Source organism: Flavobacterium chungangense LMG 26729 (assembly GCF_000735715.2).
Classification (GTDB): domain Bacteria; phylum Bacteroidota; class Bacteroidia; order Flavobacteriales; family Flavobacteriaceae; genus Flavobacterium; species Flavobacterium chungangense.
In genome coordinates this window covers 47,158-61,501 of sequence record NZ_JASY01000010.1, presented here as the reverse complement: position 1 = coordinate 61,501, position 14,344 = coordinate 47,158, and the positions used below count along the sequence as shown (strand labels likewise).

Here is a 14,344-nt window from a genome sequence, read left to right as displayed (position 1 = left end):
GTGAAGTTTGTTGTTATTTTATGAAACGATTATTACAGTAATAATCGTTTCATATTTTATAGAAGAATTAATTACGATTTATTAAAAATTTCTTTCAGTTTAGACTGCAATTCTGCTTTTCGAAGATTTTTAGCGACTATTTTTCCATCAGGTCCGATTAAGTAATTTGTTGGAACTGCGTTTACACCGTATAAACCAGCTACTTCATTCTCCCAGCCTTTCAAGTCAGAAACATGAGTCCAGGTAAGACCATCTTTTTCAATGGCTTTTTCCCAATCCTTCTTTCTGTCATCCAGAGACACTCCCAAAATTTCAAAGCCTTTATCATGATAGGTATTGTAAGCCAAAACTACATTAGGATTTTCTTCCCGACAAGGACCACACCAGGAAGCCCAAAAATCTACTAAGACATATTTTCCTTTATAATCAGATAATTTTACTATTTTCCCACTTACGTCAGCTTGAGAAAATAGGGGAGCCATTACTCCAACTGCCGTTTTTTCATTAATTTCAATGGTATTTTTTATTTTTTTGCCATAAAAGGATTTTTGAATTTCAGGAGTCAGAACATCATAGTATTTTTTTACTTTCTCTGGTGATCCGGAAGTAGCCACTCTTTCATTAATAATCAAGGCTGCAGCTAGTTTGTCTTTGTGAGAGACAATAAATTTTCCTGTTACATCATCGACAAACTTTCGGATATTTTCCCAGCGTTTGTTCAACATAATTTCTTGAGAGGGAGTCAATTTTACTTTTCCGCTCTGGGTCAAAGAGTCATCTGTTTTGTAATAAGGTTCCATTAATGCTGCAATCTTTTTATATTCATTTTCATAAAAAGATTTGTAAATAGAATCCTGGGTAGCACCCGATACTTTTGCAAAAAACAGGGAATCTTTTTTGGCTTCGAAAGTTATATCTTCATTGTCCAATAAAAATTGAGCTCCATTTTGTGCTTTATTTAGTTTTATAGAGTAAAGTAAAGGCTCCTCTAATTTTCCCTTGAATGTAAAGTTTCCGTCTTTAATTTGAGTAGAATCTGTAATTGTCTTATCTCCATCGGTAAATTCTAAATAAACGGTGCCTTCCTTTATATCGGCAAATTTTCCGTTTATAGTATAACCTTCTTCTTTATTTGAGCACGAAACTATTGTTGCGGCTACTGCAAGACCTGACAAAATTAATTTTTTCATTTTTTGTTTGATTTTTGAAACTTCCCTATCGAAAACCGAATCGGGAAGTTTTATTTTTAATTCTATTTAAGTATTGTGGTTAAATAAATCCTATTCTATCATCTTATTTAACAACATTGAAAGAAAAAAATCCTATTACAAGCTTGCCAGATTTAATTTATCAAAAAATGCTTTTAAGTTTACCTCGTCTGAAGGTCTTATTGCATTTGCATCTATAATATTTCCTTTAGGATCTAAAATTATAAATCTGGGAATTCCCGTAATTTGATACCCTTTGATAAATTCGGTATTGAATTCATTATCAGTTATCAATTGAATACCTTTGAGTGCATTCTTTTTCACCATTTCTTTCCACTTCTGCTTATCCTTTTGAGCATCTACAGAAATACTGACAAATACAATGTTTTTACCTTCATATTGTTTTTCAAATTTCTTCAAATATGGTATTTCTCGTTTGCATGGTCCGCACCAGGTTGCCCACACATCAATATAGACATATTTGCCTCTTAAATGATTTAAGGATGTTGTGCTGCCGTCAAAGTTTTCGTAGTTTTTGAATACCGGTGATGGCTTTCCTTTATCTAATTTAGCAACCGTATTATAGAGTTCTTTTACTTCTTTATGGTGCTTTTTATTAGTAGACAGACTTAAAAATTTATCTAAATCGATTTTTTTAGTAGTACTGGCAGGAAGGCTTGATAAGATGTTTGAATATAGCAGTTCATTTTTTACTTTTTCATTGGTAATCTCACCGCTTGCTCTTACAAATGCCTGAAAATAGAATACTTCATCTTTTGTGCTAATTTCTTGAGCTTTCTCATAAACAATCTGATTTACAATACCTCTATAATCCGAAGAGTAAAAATAATCATCACCACTATTAAGGTTAATATCAATTATTTCTTTGTTAAAGTCTTTAGAAGTTTGAGTTACAACATTATTATTAGTGTTTGTATTTTTGTAAATCAGTTTTTTAAGTAACCTATTGTAATTCAACGAACGCAGCTCACTTTTTTTTATTTCCTCTGGAATATTTTTATAAGTATCCAAATTTTTCTCTAATTCTTTCTGATGACTGTTTATTTGATCTACAAAAGCAGCTTCCGGCAGAGAAAAAAGTTTATTGTCGTTTGCAGAGAAAGAAGTTTCTTTTTTTGTTTTACTGGCATAGTAATTATTCAAATCGGCTTCGTCTCCTGAAAAAACAAAAGGAGAATCCGCATTTTTTTCATCAATTACAAGACCCACATTTGCTCCTTTTTTAAAATAGATGGGAGTGAAATTTTGATCGGTATATAGATTATAAACTCCCGTATCAATATCAAGAGTATCCGCAAAACTGCCATTATTTTTTATTTTAATTTTTTTAGAAAAACCACCGCTGGACATTACAGAAAAATCTTTTGCCGTACTGTTTTTTATTTTTCCAGACAGAATGGTATACACTTTCGTATCAGTCTCATTTTTACAGGACCAAAACAAAGTTAACATTACAACTACTATATATTTTTTCATTCTTATTTATATGAAATTTTACTGCGAAACGATATAAACTAAAATTCGTATCCGGGATTTTGAGTAAGATTCGTGTTGAGCCTTCTTTCCTCGGCTGGAATTGGATAGAGTACAGATGTAGATTTCCATGTGTCTTTGATAACAGAAATTACATCATCTGCTCTTGTTAAGGCAGAATTGTTTAAACTTGGTGTACGTTTCAAGTCAAACCAGCGATGTCCCCACTCGCCAAATAATTCAAACTTTCGCTCATTTTCAACAGCAAGTAAAGTTTGAGCTTGGTTTAATCCAGACAAACCATCTAAACCGGCTTTATCCCTAATAACATTTAAGTCGGCTAGGGCACCGCTGGCACCATCAATATTATTAAGATGTGCGCGAGCTTCAGCTCTTATCAAATATTGTTCTGCTAAACGCAGTACAACATCGTACTCATCACCATTATTCTCTATATCCTGATATTTATAAATGGTGCTGTATGACATAGAACCTATAGTGATTTCTTTTGTCCATACACTTTTTCTCAAATCATTGTCTTCAAAAGAATCAGCCATCGTATTGGCTAAATAAAAATCAGGAATATATCCCGGTTTTTTTTGATAAATAAAACCCAGATTTGAAATACCTCTTACATTGTGAAACTGCAATATGGTTTCATTGCTGCTATTTAAAAATTTATTGCTTAAGTCAACTAATTCATAATTTGCGTTAGTGATTAGTTTCGTGGCTTCTATCTCAGCATTTAGCCAATCTTTTTGATATAAATATACTCTGGCAAGAAAAGCATTAGCGACCGATTTATTGATTCGTGTTCTAAAAGATGTTGACGGGTAGTTTTCTCCCAACAACTCCTGAGCTTCGATAAGATCTTTCGTAATTTGTATCCAAACTTCAGCAGAGGGTGTTCGGGGAAGTTCGGCATTTTCAATTACATTAGAACCTAGCGGAAGGGGAATGTCTCCAAAGGTGTTTACCAGATAAAAGTTAACAAATGCACGCATAAATTTAGCTTCACCTAAAAGCTGATTTTTAACGGAAGGAGTTAAAGTAGTGGATTCTGTCAAACCTTTAATGGCTAAATTGCTTTGCATTATAACTGCGTACGAAGGCATCCATATGTTGTACCTCAATGTATAACTGTTTACAGAAATTTCGTTAGAAGCAAACTCTCCATAAGAAAAAGGAAAAGAGGTTTCCAGCTCATCTGAACTTGTACCTAAAACACCGCTGTACATTGGTGTTAAATTATTTTTAACAGCGTCATAGAGTCCCAAAATAGAACCGGTAGCCGTTGCATCGTTCGAAAATACGAAGTCCATACCAACTTGTGTTTCTGGTGCTCCAACATCTACAAAGTCATCACAAGAAGTAAAAACCAAGAAGAAAGTTACCAGGGAAAAAGTGCAAAAAACAGACTTGAATGCTATATTTTTTAAATAATTTTTCATAATAATAAATATTTTTTTTTGATTATAATGAACAGTTAATACCGAAAACAATAGTTCGTAAGGGAGGCATAGTACCTGCAAATCTGTATTTTGATTTCTCTAAGCTAAACAAGTTTTGTCCCTGCATATAAATAGAAAAAGAGTTCATTTTTATCTTGTCTGTATAAGCTTTAGGAAGGTTATAAGATAAATTTGCTGATTGTAACTGAATGTAAGAGATGTCTCCATAGTTAGCCGAAGAATAAGAGTAGTAGTCATAACCATTATAGATGTCTGTACCATATGTTGTTGTAGCTCCGGGGAAACGTGTGTTTTGGTCACCGGGCTGTCTCCATCTGTCTAAAACAGAAGTTGGCTCATTGATCATATTTCCTAATGCTGAATCACCTTTATACTGACTCAACTTAGTTGTAGCTCCTCGTGAATGTGAAAACCTGAATAGAAAATCCATTGACCAATTTTTGTAACTTAGAGAATTACTAATACCTCCATAAAAAGGGGTACCAATATTTACTTCTTTAAAATTAGGGGAATACGGATCATCACCATTATAAATTGCTGCGCCAGTTTCCGGATCAATACCTGCATAGTCATACAGCACTATATAAGGTACTGGTCTGCCAATTTTGTATTGTGTGCTGTTTTCAGGTAATCCTGGATAGGATATAAGCTTACTTTTAGGAACGGTAATATTGAAATTACTAGTCCAGCTAAAATTATCCGTCGTAATGTTTTTTGATGATAGTTCACACTCAAAACCTGTATTTTCGATTAAGGCATCTATATTATTCTGGTACCTAATAAATCCAGATTGTGTAGGTAACTGAGTGTATACAATTTGATTATCAGACCTGTTATTATAATAATTAAAAGTAGCATTTAACTTATCCTTAAAAAAACCGAAATCTAATCCAAGTTCGAATTTTCTGGTTGACTCCCATTGTATATTTGGGTTTTCAAAATTTGTCACAGTCAAAGAAGCACTGCCATCGTAATTGTTTCCAGGTTTGTAAAGCGGCAAATAAAGATAATTTTGTATTTGGTCATTTCCTGTTACCCCGTAGCTGATTCTTAATTTTCCAAAACTTAAGAAAGAAGCGTTGTCTGCTAAAAATGATTCTTGACTAAAAACCCAGGCTCCTCCTATGGAACCGAAGTTTCCGAAGCGATTATTTGCACCAAACTTAGACGAACCATCCCTGCGATAATTTAGGTTAAGAAAATATTTTTGACCATAATCATAGGTTAGTCTTCCAAACAAAGACGTAAAATTATAACTTGAAACATCTTCATATATTGGTGTAAGTAATCCTGCTGCCATCATAGAAAACAGTAATGCATCACTGCTATAATTATCTGCTTGTATAAAATGTCCATTTGAATCATTTGTCTGCCATGAAGCACCTGCTAGTGCTTTTAAAGACCAGTCATTTTTATTAAATGAATAGTCAATAGTTGGCTCTAACACATAATTAGTAGTTTTACTACCACCAAATTGTGCATAACTTGCCAGGTAATAAGGAGGTAAAGAGTTTAATGGAAAGGCTGCTTTTTGATCTAAATTGGTTTCGTTATAGCCAATTCGTGTTTTAATCGAGAGGTCATTAATGGGATTATAAGTAAGCACCGCATTTCCAATCAGAGTATTAGTAATTCCCTCGTACTTTTGTTTTAACTGCGCTAATGGATTCATTTGAGCGTAATCCCAAAAAAACGAACCGTCTTCATTATAAAGTGGATAATTTGGCGGTAAACTATAAGAACTACTTACGTCTATAGTAGGTAGATTTGTAATATCCTTTGAGAATGCTGCTGAAAATGTGGCCAAAAACTTTTTATCAGTAGAGGTATAATCAAGATTCATTCTGGTAGAAATACGCTTAGAAGCAAAATCTTCCGGAAAAACAGTTCCTTCATTTCTATAACCAACACTTGCCAGATATTTTACATTGTCATTTCCACCTGAAAGAGTTCCTTGTATATTGTTTACTGGTGCCGACCCTCCCATCATTAACTTCTGAAAATCAGTATAGGCTTTTTGATCATAAAGCAGTAAATCCGGAGCATTATACTCATCCGGAGTCACTCCGTCATTTGCAAATGCTTCATTTCTAAGTTCCAGATATTGCGCTGTGTTTAGCATAGGAACAAAACGACTAACTTTACCAAAGCCTGAATATACATTGATATCTAATTTAGCTTTTCCTGTCTGGCCACGTTTCGTTGTAATAAGTACTACACCATTTGCCCCACGAGCACCATAAATTGCAGTTGCATCAGCATCCTTCAATACATCAATTCGATCTATATCAGCAGGATTAATATTGCTAAAAGGGCTAATATTTCCATTAGCAGCTATCAGACTAAATTTATTAATTGCATCATTGTTGAAAGGGACCCCATCAATTATGTACAAAGGCTGAGATCCGGATTGCAATGAATTGCGGCCTCTAATCTGGATATTGACAGAACTGCCAGGTAATCCATTAGCCTGTTCGACGTTTACACTAGCCATTCTGCCAGCCATTGCCTGCAATGGATTAGCTGCCGGCTGACTACTAATATTTTCTGCTTTGATAGAGCTTATCGATCCTGTAAGGTCTCTTTTTCTGGAAGATCCATAACCAATTATTACTGTTTCATCAAGTTCTAAAGCATCTTCAAACAATTGTACATCAATAGTACTTTGCCTTCCCACAACTATACTAAACGTTTTAAAACCTAAATAATAAAATTCCAAAGTATCATTTGAAGTTGGAACAACAATAGAATAATTACCATTTGCATCTGAAAATGCACCTACTGAACTGCCTTTTATCATAATGGTTACACCAGATAATGGAATTCCGTTTCTATCCGTAACTTTTCCTGTGATTTTGATCGGAGCGTCTAGCTTTTTTTGTTTTAGTTGTTTCTTTACTATAATTGTACCCTCAGATAACTCATACGCACAATCAATTGGCGCCAAAGCAGTTTCTAATAAATAACTCATACTGAAAGTCCCTTTTGTAACATAAACTGTGGGGGCATTTTGTATTAAATCATTTCTAAAAATAAACTCATAACCTGTTTCTCCTTTAATTAGTTGAAATAGTTCTTGTACAGTAATTGTCTTCGTTTTTTCAACTTTAATGGCTTGTGTAAAGCCACTATTGGGAGAAAAACCAAATAGGGTAAGACACGATACTAAAATGAGTATTTTCATAATTCCATTTAATAAGTTCTTGCTAATAAATGCAAATAGTTTTTTTTGTAAAAATTTCATAGTTTTACAGATGGTTTAGTTAATTATTCGTTTTAATTAATTCTACTTCAGGGGGGAGATTTAGCTTTGGCTTTGGACGGTTTTTAGCTAACTCCCCTTTTTATTTTATCCTCATTTGCTCTTTGTTTAATTGTTATTTGATTGTTATTTGATTGTTCTGTATTTGAAAAAAAGCTTCGTTCGTTTTTTCCAGCTTATTTAATAATTTTTGAATATTATCCGATCTCTTTAACACTCCCGTAAAACGGATATGTTTCTTTTTTTCATTCTCAAAAATAAAAACGACATTATACCAGCGAGACAGTATGTTTGTCATACTTTCCAATGACTCATTATTAAACATAAAATACCCCTTTTTCCACGCAATGGTATTTTCAATATCAACATCGCTGACTGTTATTTTTCCAGAATCAAGAGATAGATAAGATGCCTGGCCTGGTTTTAGATTTTTTTCAATGGAATTATTTTTCACATTAACTTTACCTTCTACAAGGGAAGTCTTGATGAGCTTGTCATCTTTATAAGCTTGTACATTAAACTGAGTTCCTATTACTTCTATTTCCTGGATCCCAGTTAGTACCTGAAATTTTGCGCCGCGATGTGCTGTGCTCGGTGTGACTTCAAAATAGGCTTCGCCATACACCAATTCTACTTTTCTTGTTTCGCCCTCAATAAATGAAACAGGAAACTTAAGTTTAGATTCTGAATTTAACCAGACTTGGGTACCATCGGCTAGTTTCACAAAAAACTCACCGCCCCTTGGAATGGTCAAATAATTATACACTATTGCTTTTGCAGACTTCTCTGTTTCATTGTAAAGCAACTTCTCGCCATTGCTTGACAGATTCTTTGATGAATATGATTTTCCTTTTTCAAGGATGATCTCTGTTCCGTCCTCTGTGGTTAAAGTAGCCTTGTTTGAACCAATTTGAATTGTATTGTTTGCAACACTTGTTTGAGCTGGTTTCTGTACTTGTAAGCTATTTGAATTGTAAACTGCATTAAAAAAAACAAAAAGTAAAATAGCCGCCGCAGCACCATATTTAAAAATATTGCTTTTAAGCAGGCTGATAATTTTTGATTCTTGAGGTTCTTCATCCTGAATTGCCTCCAAAATATTTATCAGCATTCTGTGCTTAATGGGTTCCTCTGCGCCAAGTTCATCCACCCAGTCATTTTCAAGCTTAAAACTATGGTAATAGTTGACAAGCAGTTTGACCTCTTCTAAAGATATTTTACCATCCAGATACTTTTCAATCAATTCTTGAAAATCCTGTTTGTTATAGTTAGTATCCATTGATTTTTGTTTTTTCATTATAGTGTATATTAATAGAGTGTATGTAAAAAGGTGTGTCCCCTAAAAAAAAGTAAACTTTTTTTTAATTTGAGGATAATTTTATATTAAAAGGGTTGATTGTAGTAAATTATTTATAGATAATTACCGAATTCATTGCTAATTTTTTATTTACGTATAATGTAACGATTAGCGCAGAAAATGAAGTATAATTTCTATTGCAAGTGCATTTCCTAGTGAATCTCGCAAAATCTTTAATGCATTGGTAATGTGATTTTCCACCGTTTTGGTAGATATGCCTAACTGCTCTGCAATTTGTTTATGGCTCAGCTGCTCATTTCTGCTTAGTTTAAACACTAATTGGCATTTTTCAGGCAGGTTTTCCACAACAAGTCTAACATGCTGTTCCAACTCTTCGTGAATCATTCGGGTTTCCGGTGTAGCATACTGAAACCTTGCGTTGATATCGTCGTACAACTCAACCCTTTCAGGTTTGTTTTTTCTAAATTCTGCAAAAACTTTGTAGCGTACACTGGCATATAAATAACTTTTGAAAGAAACTTTAATTTGAAGATCAGAACGTCTGTTCCAAATTTCAATAAATATATCCTGTATAATTTCTTCGCATAATTCTCTATCTTTAAGTAAAAGATAGGAGGAGGAAAACAAAGGTTTCCAATAACTATCATAAAGTATTGTTAATGCCTTTTTATCCCCTTTTTTTAGGCGTTCAAGTATTTCGGCGTCAGTAATAATCATTTTGGTTGACAAATATTGGTGCAATTTAACCAAAAGTTAACAATAATATTACTTTTTATATTTAATGCAATGAGATAAATTTTCTTTTTAAGAATTTGTAGAAAAATCATTCATATAAGTAAAATTTATATCAATTCATAAATAAAAAACCCTATATGCACTGTAAATTATAATGATTTATAAAATACGTCCAGATTATAAGTTTAAAATTAAAGTCAGATAAATTACAGTTAAAGCTTTTAATTTTCTCAGAGCAGATAGGATAATTAGTAATAGATTTGTTTTAGACTCGATGAATATATACTGATATATATTGAACACTAAGCTTAATTAATATAAAATGGCTTGTAAAAATATACTAAACGGTATATATTTGTTGTCAAAACTAAAATAATGGGCAAAGCAGAACAAACACGTCAGTTTATCATAGAGAAAAGTGCTCCCATTTTTAACAAACTAGGATATGCAGGAACCTCTCTTACGGATCTGATTCAGGCTACTGGATTGACAAAAGGCAGTATATACGGTAATTTTGAGAATAAGGATGAAGTGGCGCTGGAAGCTTTTAGGTATAATGTACGAAAAATGAGTCATCGTTTCAAATCAGAAATGGATGAGAAAAATAGTTACCGCCAAAAATTGTTAGTATACGCAGATATATATGATTGTTTTTACAGTGATGGCTTTATTGAAGGTGGCTGTCCTATACTAAATACTTCGATTGAGGCCGATGACACCAACCCTGTTCTTAAACTTCATGTCAAAAAGGCTTTTCTAAATTGGAAAAATACAATAGCAGGGCTGATAGAAGAAGGGCAGAAAAGGGGAGAATTCAAAGCTGTTCATAACGCTGAAGAGACAGCTTTCATTATTCTGGCTATTATTGAAGGAGCAGTTATGATAGCCAAACTCATGGATGACGACCGACATACTAAAAGTGTGACAGGACATCTACGCATTTTAATCAACAGCCTTTGATTTATTTTGGTACTAATCAATACTGTTCAGTATATTTTTAAGAGGTGTTGATTTAGATATGAGAACTCAATGTGCATGGCATCAAAATACATAAAGTTGAAATTAGAATCTAAAATTTAGAAATATGATAAGAGGGTTATGGCTGGACTGGGTTCAATTGCTCTTCTCGGGAATTCAGTTTAGAATTTTGGTAAAACCGATGCTGGTTCATCTTAAAATGCTGAGTGAAAGAATATACTTAAAAGGAAATCGGTACAAACCACACAAGAATATGTAATGAATAATACTTTCCGATTCGATTGACATACCGCAACGACTATTTTTAAAAAGTTTTTGCAGTAACATAGCACCTCATGGGACTGTTGATTAACTTTTGAAAATTAAAGTGCGGTTTACTGAACCGCACTTTTTTATTGATTCTGGAAAATACTTCCAAGATTTTTATTGTTTTTAATTTTCATAAAGATAACCTTTTTAAATGTGACAGAGATATTTAAGTAGACAGACTTGATATTTGTTCGTGAGTGCAGACCCGCTAAATCAAGGCTTGTAGTATACTTTGTTTTTAAATACTGTCAGAGATTTTACTTAGAAAATTATAATAAGTCGCATAACTTTTTAATGTTTTTAGAATTTTAAAATCATACAGGTTGATACACTATGTGCATATAACTTTCCTTGGTCATCTTTAAGATCAGCTTCAACAAGCGCTATACTTTTTCCTAGATGAATGATACGTCCCTCGGCTTTCATTTTCCCGCACCTGTCAGTTACAGCCTTAGTGAAATTAACCTTTAGCTCCAAGGTGGTATATGCTGTTCCTTGCGGCAATTTAGAATGTAAAGCGCAGCCCATAGCAGTATCCAATAACGTAGAAATTACCCCTCCATGCACACTGCCTATTGGATTATAGTGGTATTCCTGCGGCTCAAATTCAAACGTTACTTTTCCTTCTTCCACAGCCAGTGGATTAAATTCCAAAGCGGCAGCTATTGGAGGTCGTGAAATCGTTCCTTTTAAGATGCCGTTCAAAAAATCGTATCCCGACATTGCTTTTGCTTTTTCAGCAGTTTCTAAAGGATTTGCCCATTCGAAAGTTCTTGTTTTTTTTGTCTCGCTCATAATCTTTTATTTTAATTATATGGATTTTGTTCTGTTTGCGTGTTATTCCAAATGGTTATTCTGGAAACAAGAAATCTGATGTAAAAATATAAAATAAATATACCAATCGGTATATTTTATAAAAAAAATGCAGAATCTGAACTTTACTAAGATAAAATATTTTGACATAAATATTTTAGAGACAATAAATAAGGATGTAACTGTGACTAAAGACACACTCAGTAATATTAGATTATATTATTTTTAAACCTGCTTTCCACTTCAGTAGAAAAATGATGGATATATTTAAAGGACAGATATAAACTGTGAGGATTAAAAGCTGTTATTGACTTAGTAAGTATTTTTTGTAAGATTTATCTTCATTTCCAAGCTTAAAGCGGAGCGTTTAAAATAATTATCTCAAAGTTCACTTTACTCTGCTGCTCGCTTTTTTATAAATGGCTTGAGGAAATTGATTTTTTAATAAAATCTCATAATTTAATAAAGAACATTATATGAATTCATTGATAGAGGAGAATCCATTAATTGAAAAACTTCCAAAACATTTAAGACAATTTATAAAACCACAGAATTACAGCGATTACACAGCAGTTAACCAGGCTGTGTGGCGTTATGTTATGCGGAAGAATGTAGATTATCTGTCAAAAGTTGCTCACTATTCTTATCTGGAAGGTTTGCAAAAAACGGGCATCGAGACAGATTCCATTCCAAGTATGTATGGAATGAACCGAATTCTTGCCGAGATAGGCTGGGCAGCAGTAGCGGTTGACGGCTTTATTCCTCCCAATGCATTTATGGAATTTCAAGCTTATAAGGTATTGGTTATTGAATCTGATATCAGGCAATTGGAGCATATTGAATATACGCCGGCTCCTGACATAATTCATGAGGGTGCGGGTCATGCTCCGATAATTGCCAACCCTGAATATGCTGAATATTTGAGACGATTTGGGGAAATTGGGTCTAAAGCTATCTCGTCACATAAGGATTATCAGATGTATGAGGCTATTCGCCTGCTTTCCATTTTGAAAGAAGCTGAAGGAACCTCTCAGGAAAAGATTGATGATGCAGAGAGGGCAGTAGCGGAGCTTCAAAATAATATGGGTGAATTATCTGAAATGGCACAAATCCGAAACCTGCATTGGTGGACAGTTGAGTATGGCCTGATAGGTTCTGTTGAAAATCCTAAGATTTATGGAGCTGGACTTCTTTCATCAATTGGGGAAAGCGCATTGTGCATGAGTGAGAATGTAAAGAAAATTCCCTACGATATTTCTGCTGCTTATCAAAGTTTTGATATCACAACATTACAGCCGCAGCTCTATGTTACTCCTGACTTCTCCCACTTAAGTTATGTATTAGAAGAATTTGCCGATAAAATGGCTTTGAGAACTGGCGGGCTTTCAGGAATTAATAAGCTTATAAGCTCCAGTGCTGTAGGTACAATTGAGTTAACTACAGGTCTGCAGATTTCAGGCACTTTTACCAGCGTTCTGGCACAGGACGGTAAACCAGTTTACTTTAACACCACTGGTGAAACGGCGCTGTCTTATCGTGAAAAAGAGTTGGTAGGGCATGGAAAATTAACTCATTCTGATGGTTTTGGCAGTCCTGTAGGTAAATTAAAAGGTATTAATTTGGCAATTGAGGATATGAGCCCAAAGGATCTTAAAGCGTATAATATAGTTGAGAATGAAATTGTAAAACTGGAATTTGAAGGCAATATCATTGTCCAGGGCGAAATAATAACGGGAACAAGGAACGTTCACGGAAAAATTATTCTCATCAGTTTTAGAAATTGCACAGTTACGAATGAAAAAAATGTTTTGTTTCAGCCCGATTGGGGGATTTATGATATGGCGGTAGGTAAAAAAATTGTTTCAGCATTTTCCGGACCGGCTGATAACAGCAGTTTTGATTTGATATGCACAGTCCCTGCAACCAAAACGATTAAGAGCCAAAAGACCGAGGAAGGAAATGAGTTGGAAGATTTATATGCAAAAGTTAAAAGAGTTCGAAGCAGTAAAGCAGTTGACGTTTCGAGCTGTTTAACCGATCTTGAAGCAATATTTAATGTACTCAAAGACAAGCATCCCAATGACTGGCTGCTTGCTGTAGAAATTATTGAATTGTTGAGAGATTTGAATGATAAGCAGCTTTTAGATGAAATTTTATTTCATCTCTACCATTTAAAAAGTAAGCGCCCAGAGATAGCGCACTTGATTACCGGCGGATTAGATTTGATTTTCAATGGCAGTCCATATTGGGTGTAACAGCATCTTTCATTCTGTGATTAGATTTTATTTTCAGAATGTTTAGTGATGAAAATTTGAAACCAGGGTTATTTTCATTATTTGTAACTGTTATGATCTGCTGTCAAAGGCTGTCCTTGAAGGATAGTCAATAGCTTTACCATTTTGTTCGAATAATTTCTACCATTTTATTTAACTGCCGGCATAGGAATTAAAATAAATGTGCGCTGCTGAAAAGCATCATAAAAACTGCTTCCCTAAGAATTTTATCTATTTTTTAGGAAGCAGTTTATCAAAAAGAGCCATTTAATTGATATAAATCAAGTGTGCTATTGATCATTTTTTGATTTCCTTTATCGAATGTGACAAAAGGTACAGAATGCCCGATCCGCATATTATAACTTCGCCGTGTCATTAATTTATACTTGAATAAAGCCAGATGCAGGTTATCATGCCGCTGATCTTTTGGATCTGGTGGATGCTGAGTCCTCGCCGCCAACTTTTTCATGTATTTTTTTTAC

10 protein-coding genes are annotated in these 14,344 nt (G+C 33.9%); 3 read left to right on the top strand and 7 right to left on the bottom strand.

Annotation, left to right across the window (positions count from 1 at the left end; all coding sequences use genetic code 11):
* Positions 1-71: 71 nt before the first annotated feature.
* From JE46_RS16780 to JE46_RS16755, 6 genes are all read right to left on the bottom strand, one after another.
* On the bottom strand, positions 72-1,190 hold the full coding sequence (locus tag JE46_RS16780; protein ID WP_051872911.1) for a TlpA disulfide reductase family protein: 1,119 nt from the start codon (positions 1,188-1,190) through the stop codon (positions 72-74).
* Between the two features lie 135 nt (positions 1,191-1,325).
* Complete coding sequence (locus JE46_RS16775) at positions 1,326-2,705, bottom strand: TlpA family protein disulfide reductase (protein WP_031456434.1); 1,380 nt, start codon at positions 2,703-2,705, stop codon at positions 1,326-1,328.
* A gap of 38 nt (positions 2,706-2,743) precedes the next feature.
* Positions 2,744-4,153 carry a RagB/SusD family nutrient uptake outer membrane protein gene (locus JE46_RS16770; protein WP_031456433.1) on the bottom strand — a complete coding sequence of 470 codons (1,410 nt, stop codon included), beginning with the start codon at positions 4,151-4,153 and terminating at the stop codon, positions 2,744-2,746.
* A gap of 22 nt (positions 4,154-4,175) precedes the next feature.
* Positions 4,176-7,358, bottom strand: coding sequence for a SusC/RagA family TonB-linked outer membrane protein (locus tag JE46_RS16765; RefSeq protein WP_051872909.1), 3,183 nt, complete (start codon positions 7,356-7,358; stop codon positions 4,176-4,178).
* Positions 7,359-7,551: 193 nt separating this feature from the next.
* Positions 7,552-8,733 carry a FecR family protein gene (locus tag JE46_RS16760; RefSeq protein WP_051872908.1) on the bottom strand — a complete coding sequence of 394 codons (1,182 nt, stop codon included), beginning with the start codon at positions 8,731-8,733 and terminating at the stop codon, positions 7,552-7,554.
* A gap of 168 nt (positions 8,734-8,901) precedes the next feature.
* Positions 8,902-9,471, bottom strand: coding sequence for an RNA polymerase sigma factor (locus JE46_RS16755; RefSeq protein ID WP_031456430.1), 570 nt, complete (start codon positions 9,469-9,471; stop codon positions 8,902-8,904).
* A 393-nt stretch (positions 9,472-9,864) separates the two neighbouring features.
* On the opposite strand from JE46_RS16755, the gene JE46_RS16750 reads away from it, so the two are divergent.
* Together JE46_RS16750 and JE46_RS24075 are read left to right on the top strand one after the other, a co-directional pair.
* The gene (locus JE46_RS16750; protein WP_031456429.1) at positions 9,865-10,449 is read left to right on the top strand and encodes a TetR/AcrR family transcriptional regulator; all 585 of its coding nucleotides are present in this window, start codon (positions 9,865-9,867) and stop codon (positions 10,447-10,449) included.
* Between the two features lie 124 nt (positions 10,450-10,573).
* The gene (locus JE46_RS24075; RefSeq protein WP_157505938.1) at positions 10,574-10,726 is read left to right on the top strand and encodes a hypothetical protein; all 153 of its coding nucleotides are present in this window, start codon (positions 10,574-10,576) and stop codon (positions 10,724-10,726) included.
* 350 nt (positions 10,727-11,076) lie between these two features.
* On the opposite strand, the gene JE46_RS16745 is transcribed toward JE46_RS24075, so the two are convergent.
* Entirely contained in the window at positions 11,077-11,571 is a 495-nt protein-coding gene (locus tag JE46_RS16745; protein WP_031456428.1) for a PaaI family thioesterase, read from the bottom strand.
* A gap of 494 nt (positions 11,572-12,065) precedes the next feature.
* Here JE46_RS16745 and JE46_RS16740 point away from each other — a divergent pair, with 494 nt between their 5' ends.
* A complete protein-coding gene (locus tag JE46_RS16740) occupies positions 12,066-13,844 on the top strand; it encodes an aromatic amino acid hydroxylase (RefSeq protein WP_031456427.1) in 1,779 nt (592 codons plus the stop codon).
* The last annotated feature ends 500 nt before the right edge of the window (positions 13,845-14,344 follow it).

Coding starts and splice junctions, on each gene's coding strand:
- JE46_RS16780 (WP_051872911.1), bottom strand. CDS start 1,190: ATGAAAAAATTAATTTTGTCAGGTCTTGCAGTAGCCGCAACAATAGTT.
- JE46_RS16775 (WP_031456434.1), bottom strand. CDS start 2,705: ATGAAAAAATATATAGTAGTTGTAATGTTAACTTTGTTTTGGTCCTGT.
- JE46_RS16770 (WP_031456433.1), bottom strand. CDS start 4,153: ATGAAAAATTATTTAAAAAATATAGCATTCAAGTCTGTTTTTTGCACT.
- JE46_RS16765 (WP_051872909.1), bottom strand. CDS start 7,358: ATGAAAATACTCATTTTAGTATCGTGTCTTACCCTATTTGGTTTTTCT.
- JE46_RS16760 (WP_051872908.1), bottom strand. CDS start 8,733: ATGAAAAAACAAAAATCAATGGATACTAACTATAACAAACAGGATTTT.
- JE46_RS16755 (WP_031456430.1), bottom strand. CDS start 9,471: ATGATTATTACTGACGCCGAAATACTTGAACGCCTAAAAAAAGGGGAT.
- JE46_RS16750 (WP_031456429.1), top strand. CDS start 9,865: ATGGGCAAAGCAGAACAAACACGTCAGTTTATCATAGAGAAAAGTGCT.
- JE46_RS24075 (WP_157505938.1), top strand. CDS start 10,574: ATGATAAGAGGGTTATGGCTGGACTGGGTTCAATTGCTCTTCTCGGGA.
- JE46_RS16745 (WP_031456428.1), bottom strand. CDS start 11,571: ATGAGCGAGACAAAAAAAACAAGAACTTTCGAATGGGCAAATCCTTTA.
- JE46_RS16740 (WP_031456427.1), top strand. CDS start 12,066: ATGAATTCATTGATAGAGGAGAATCCATTAATTGAAAAACTTCCAAAA.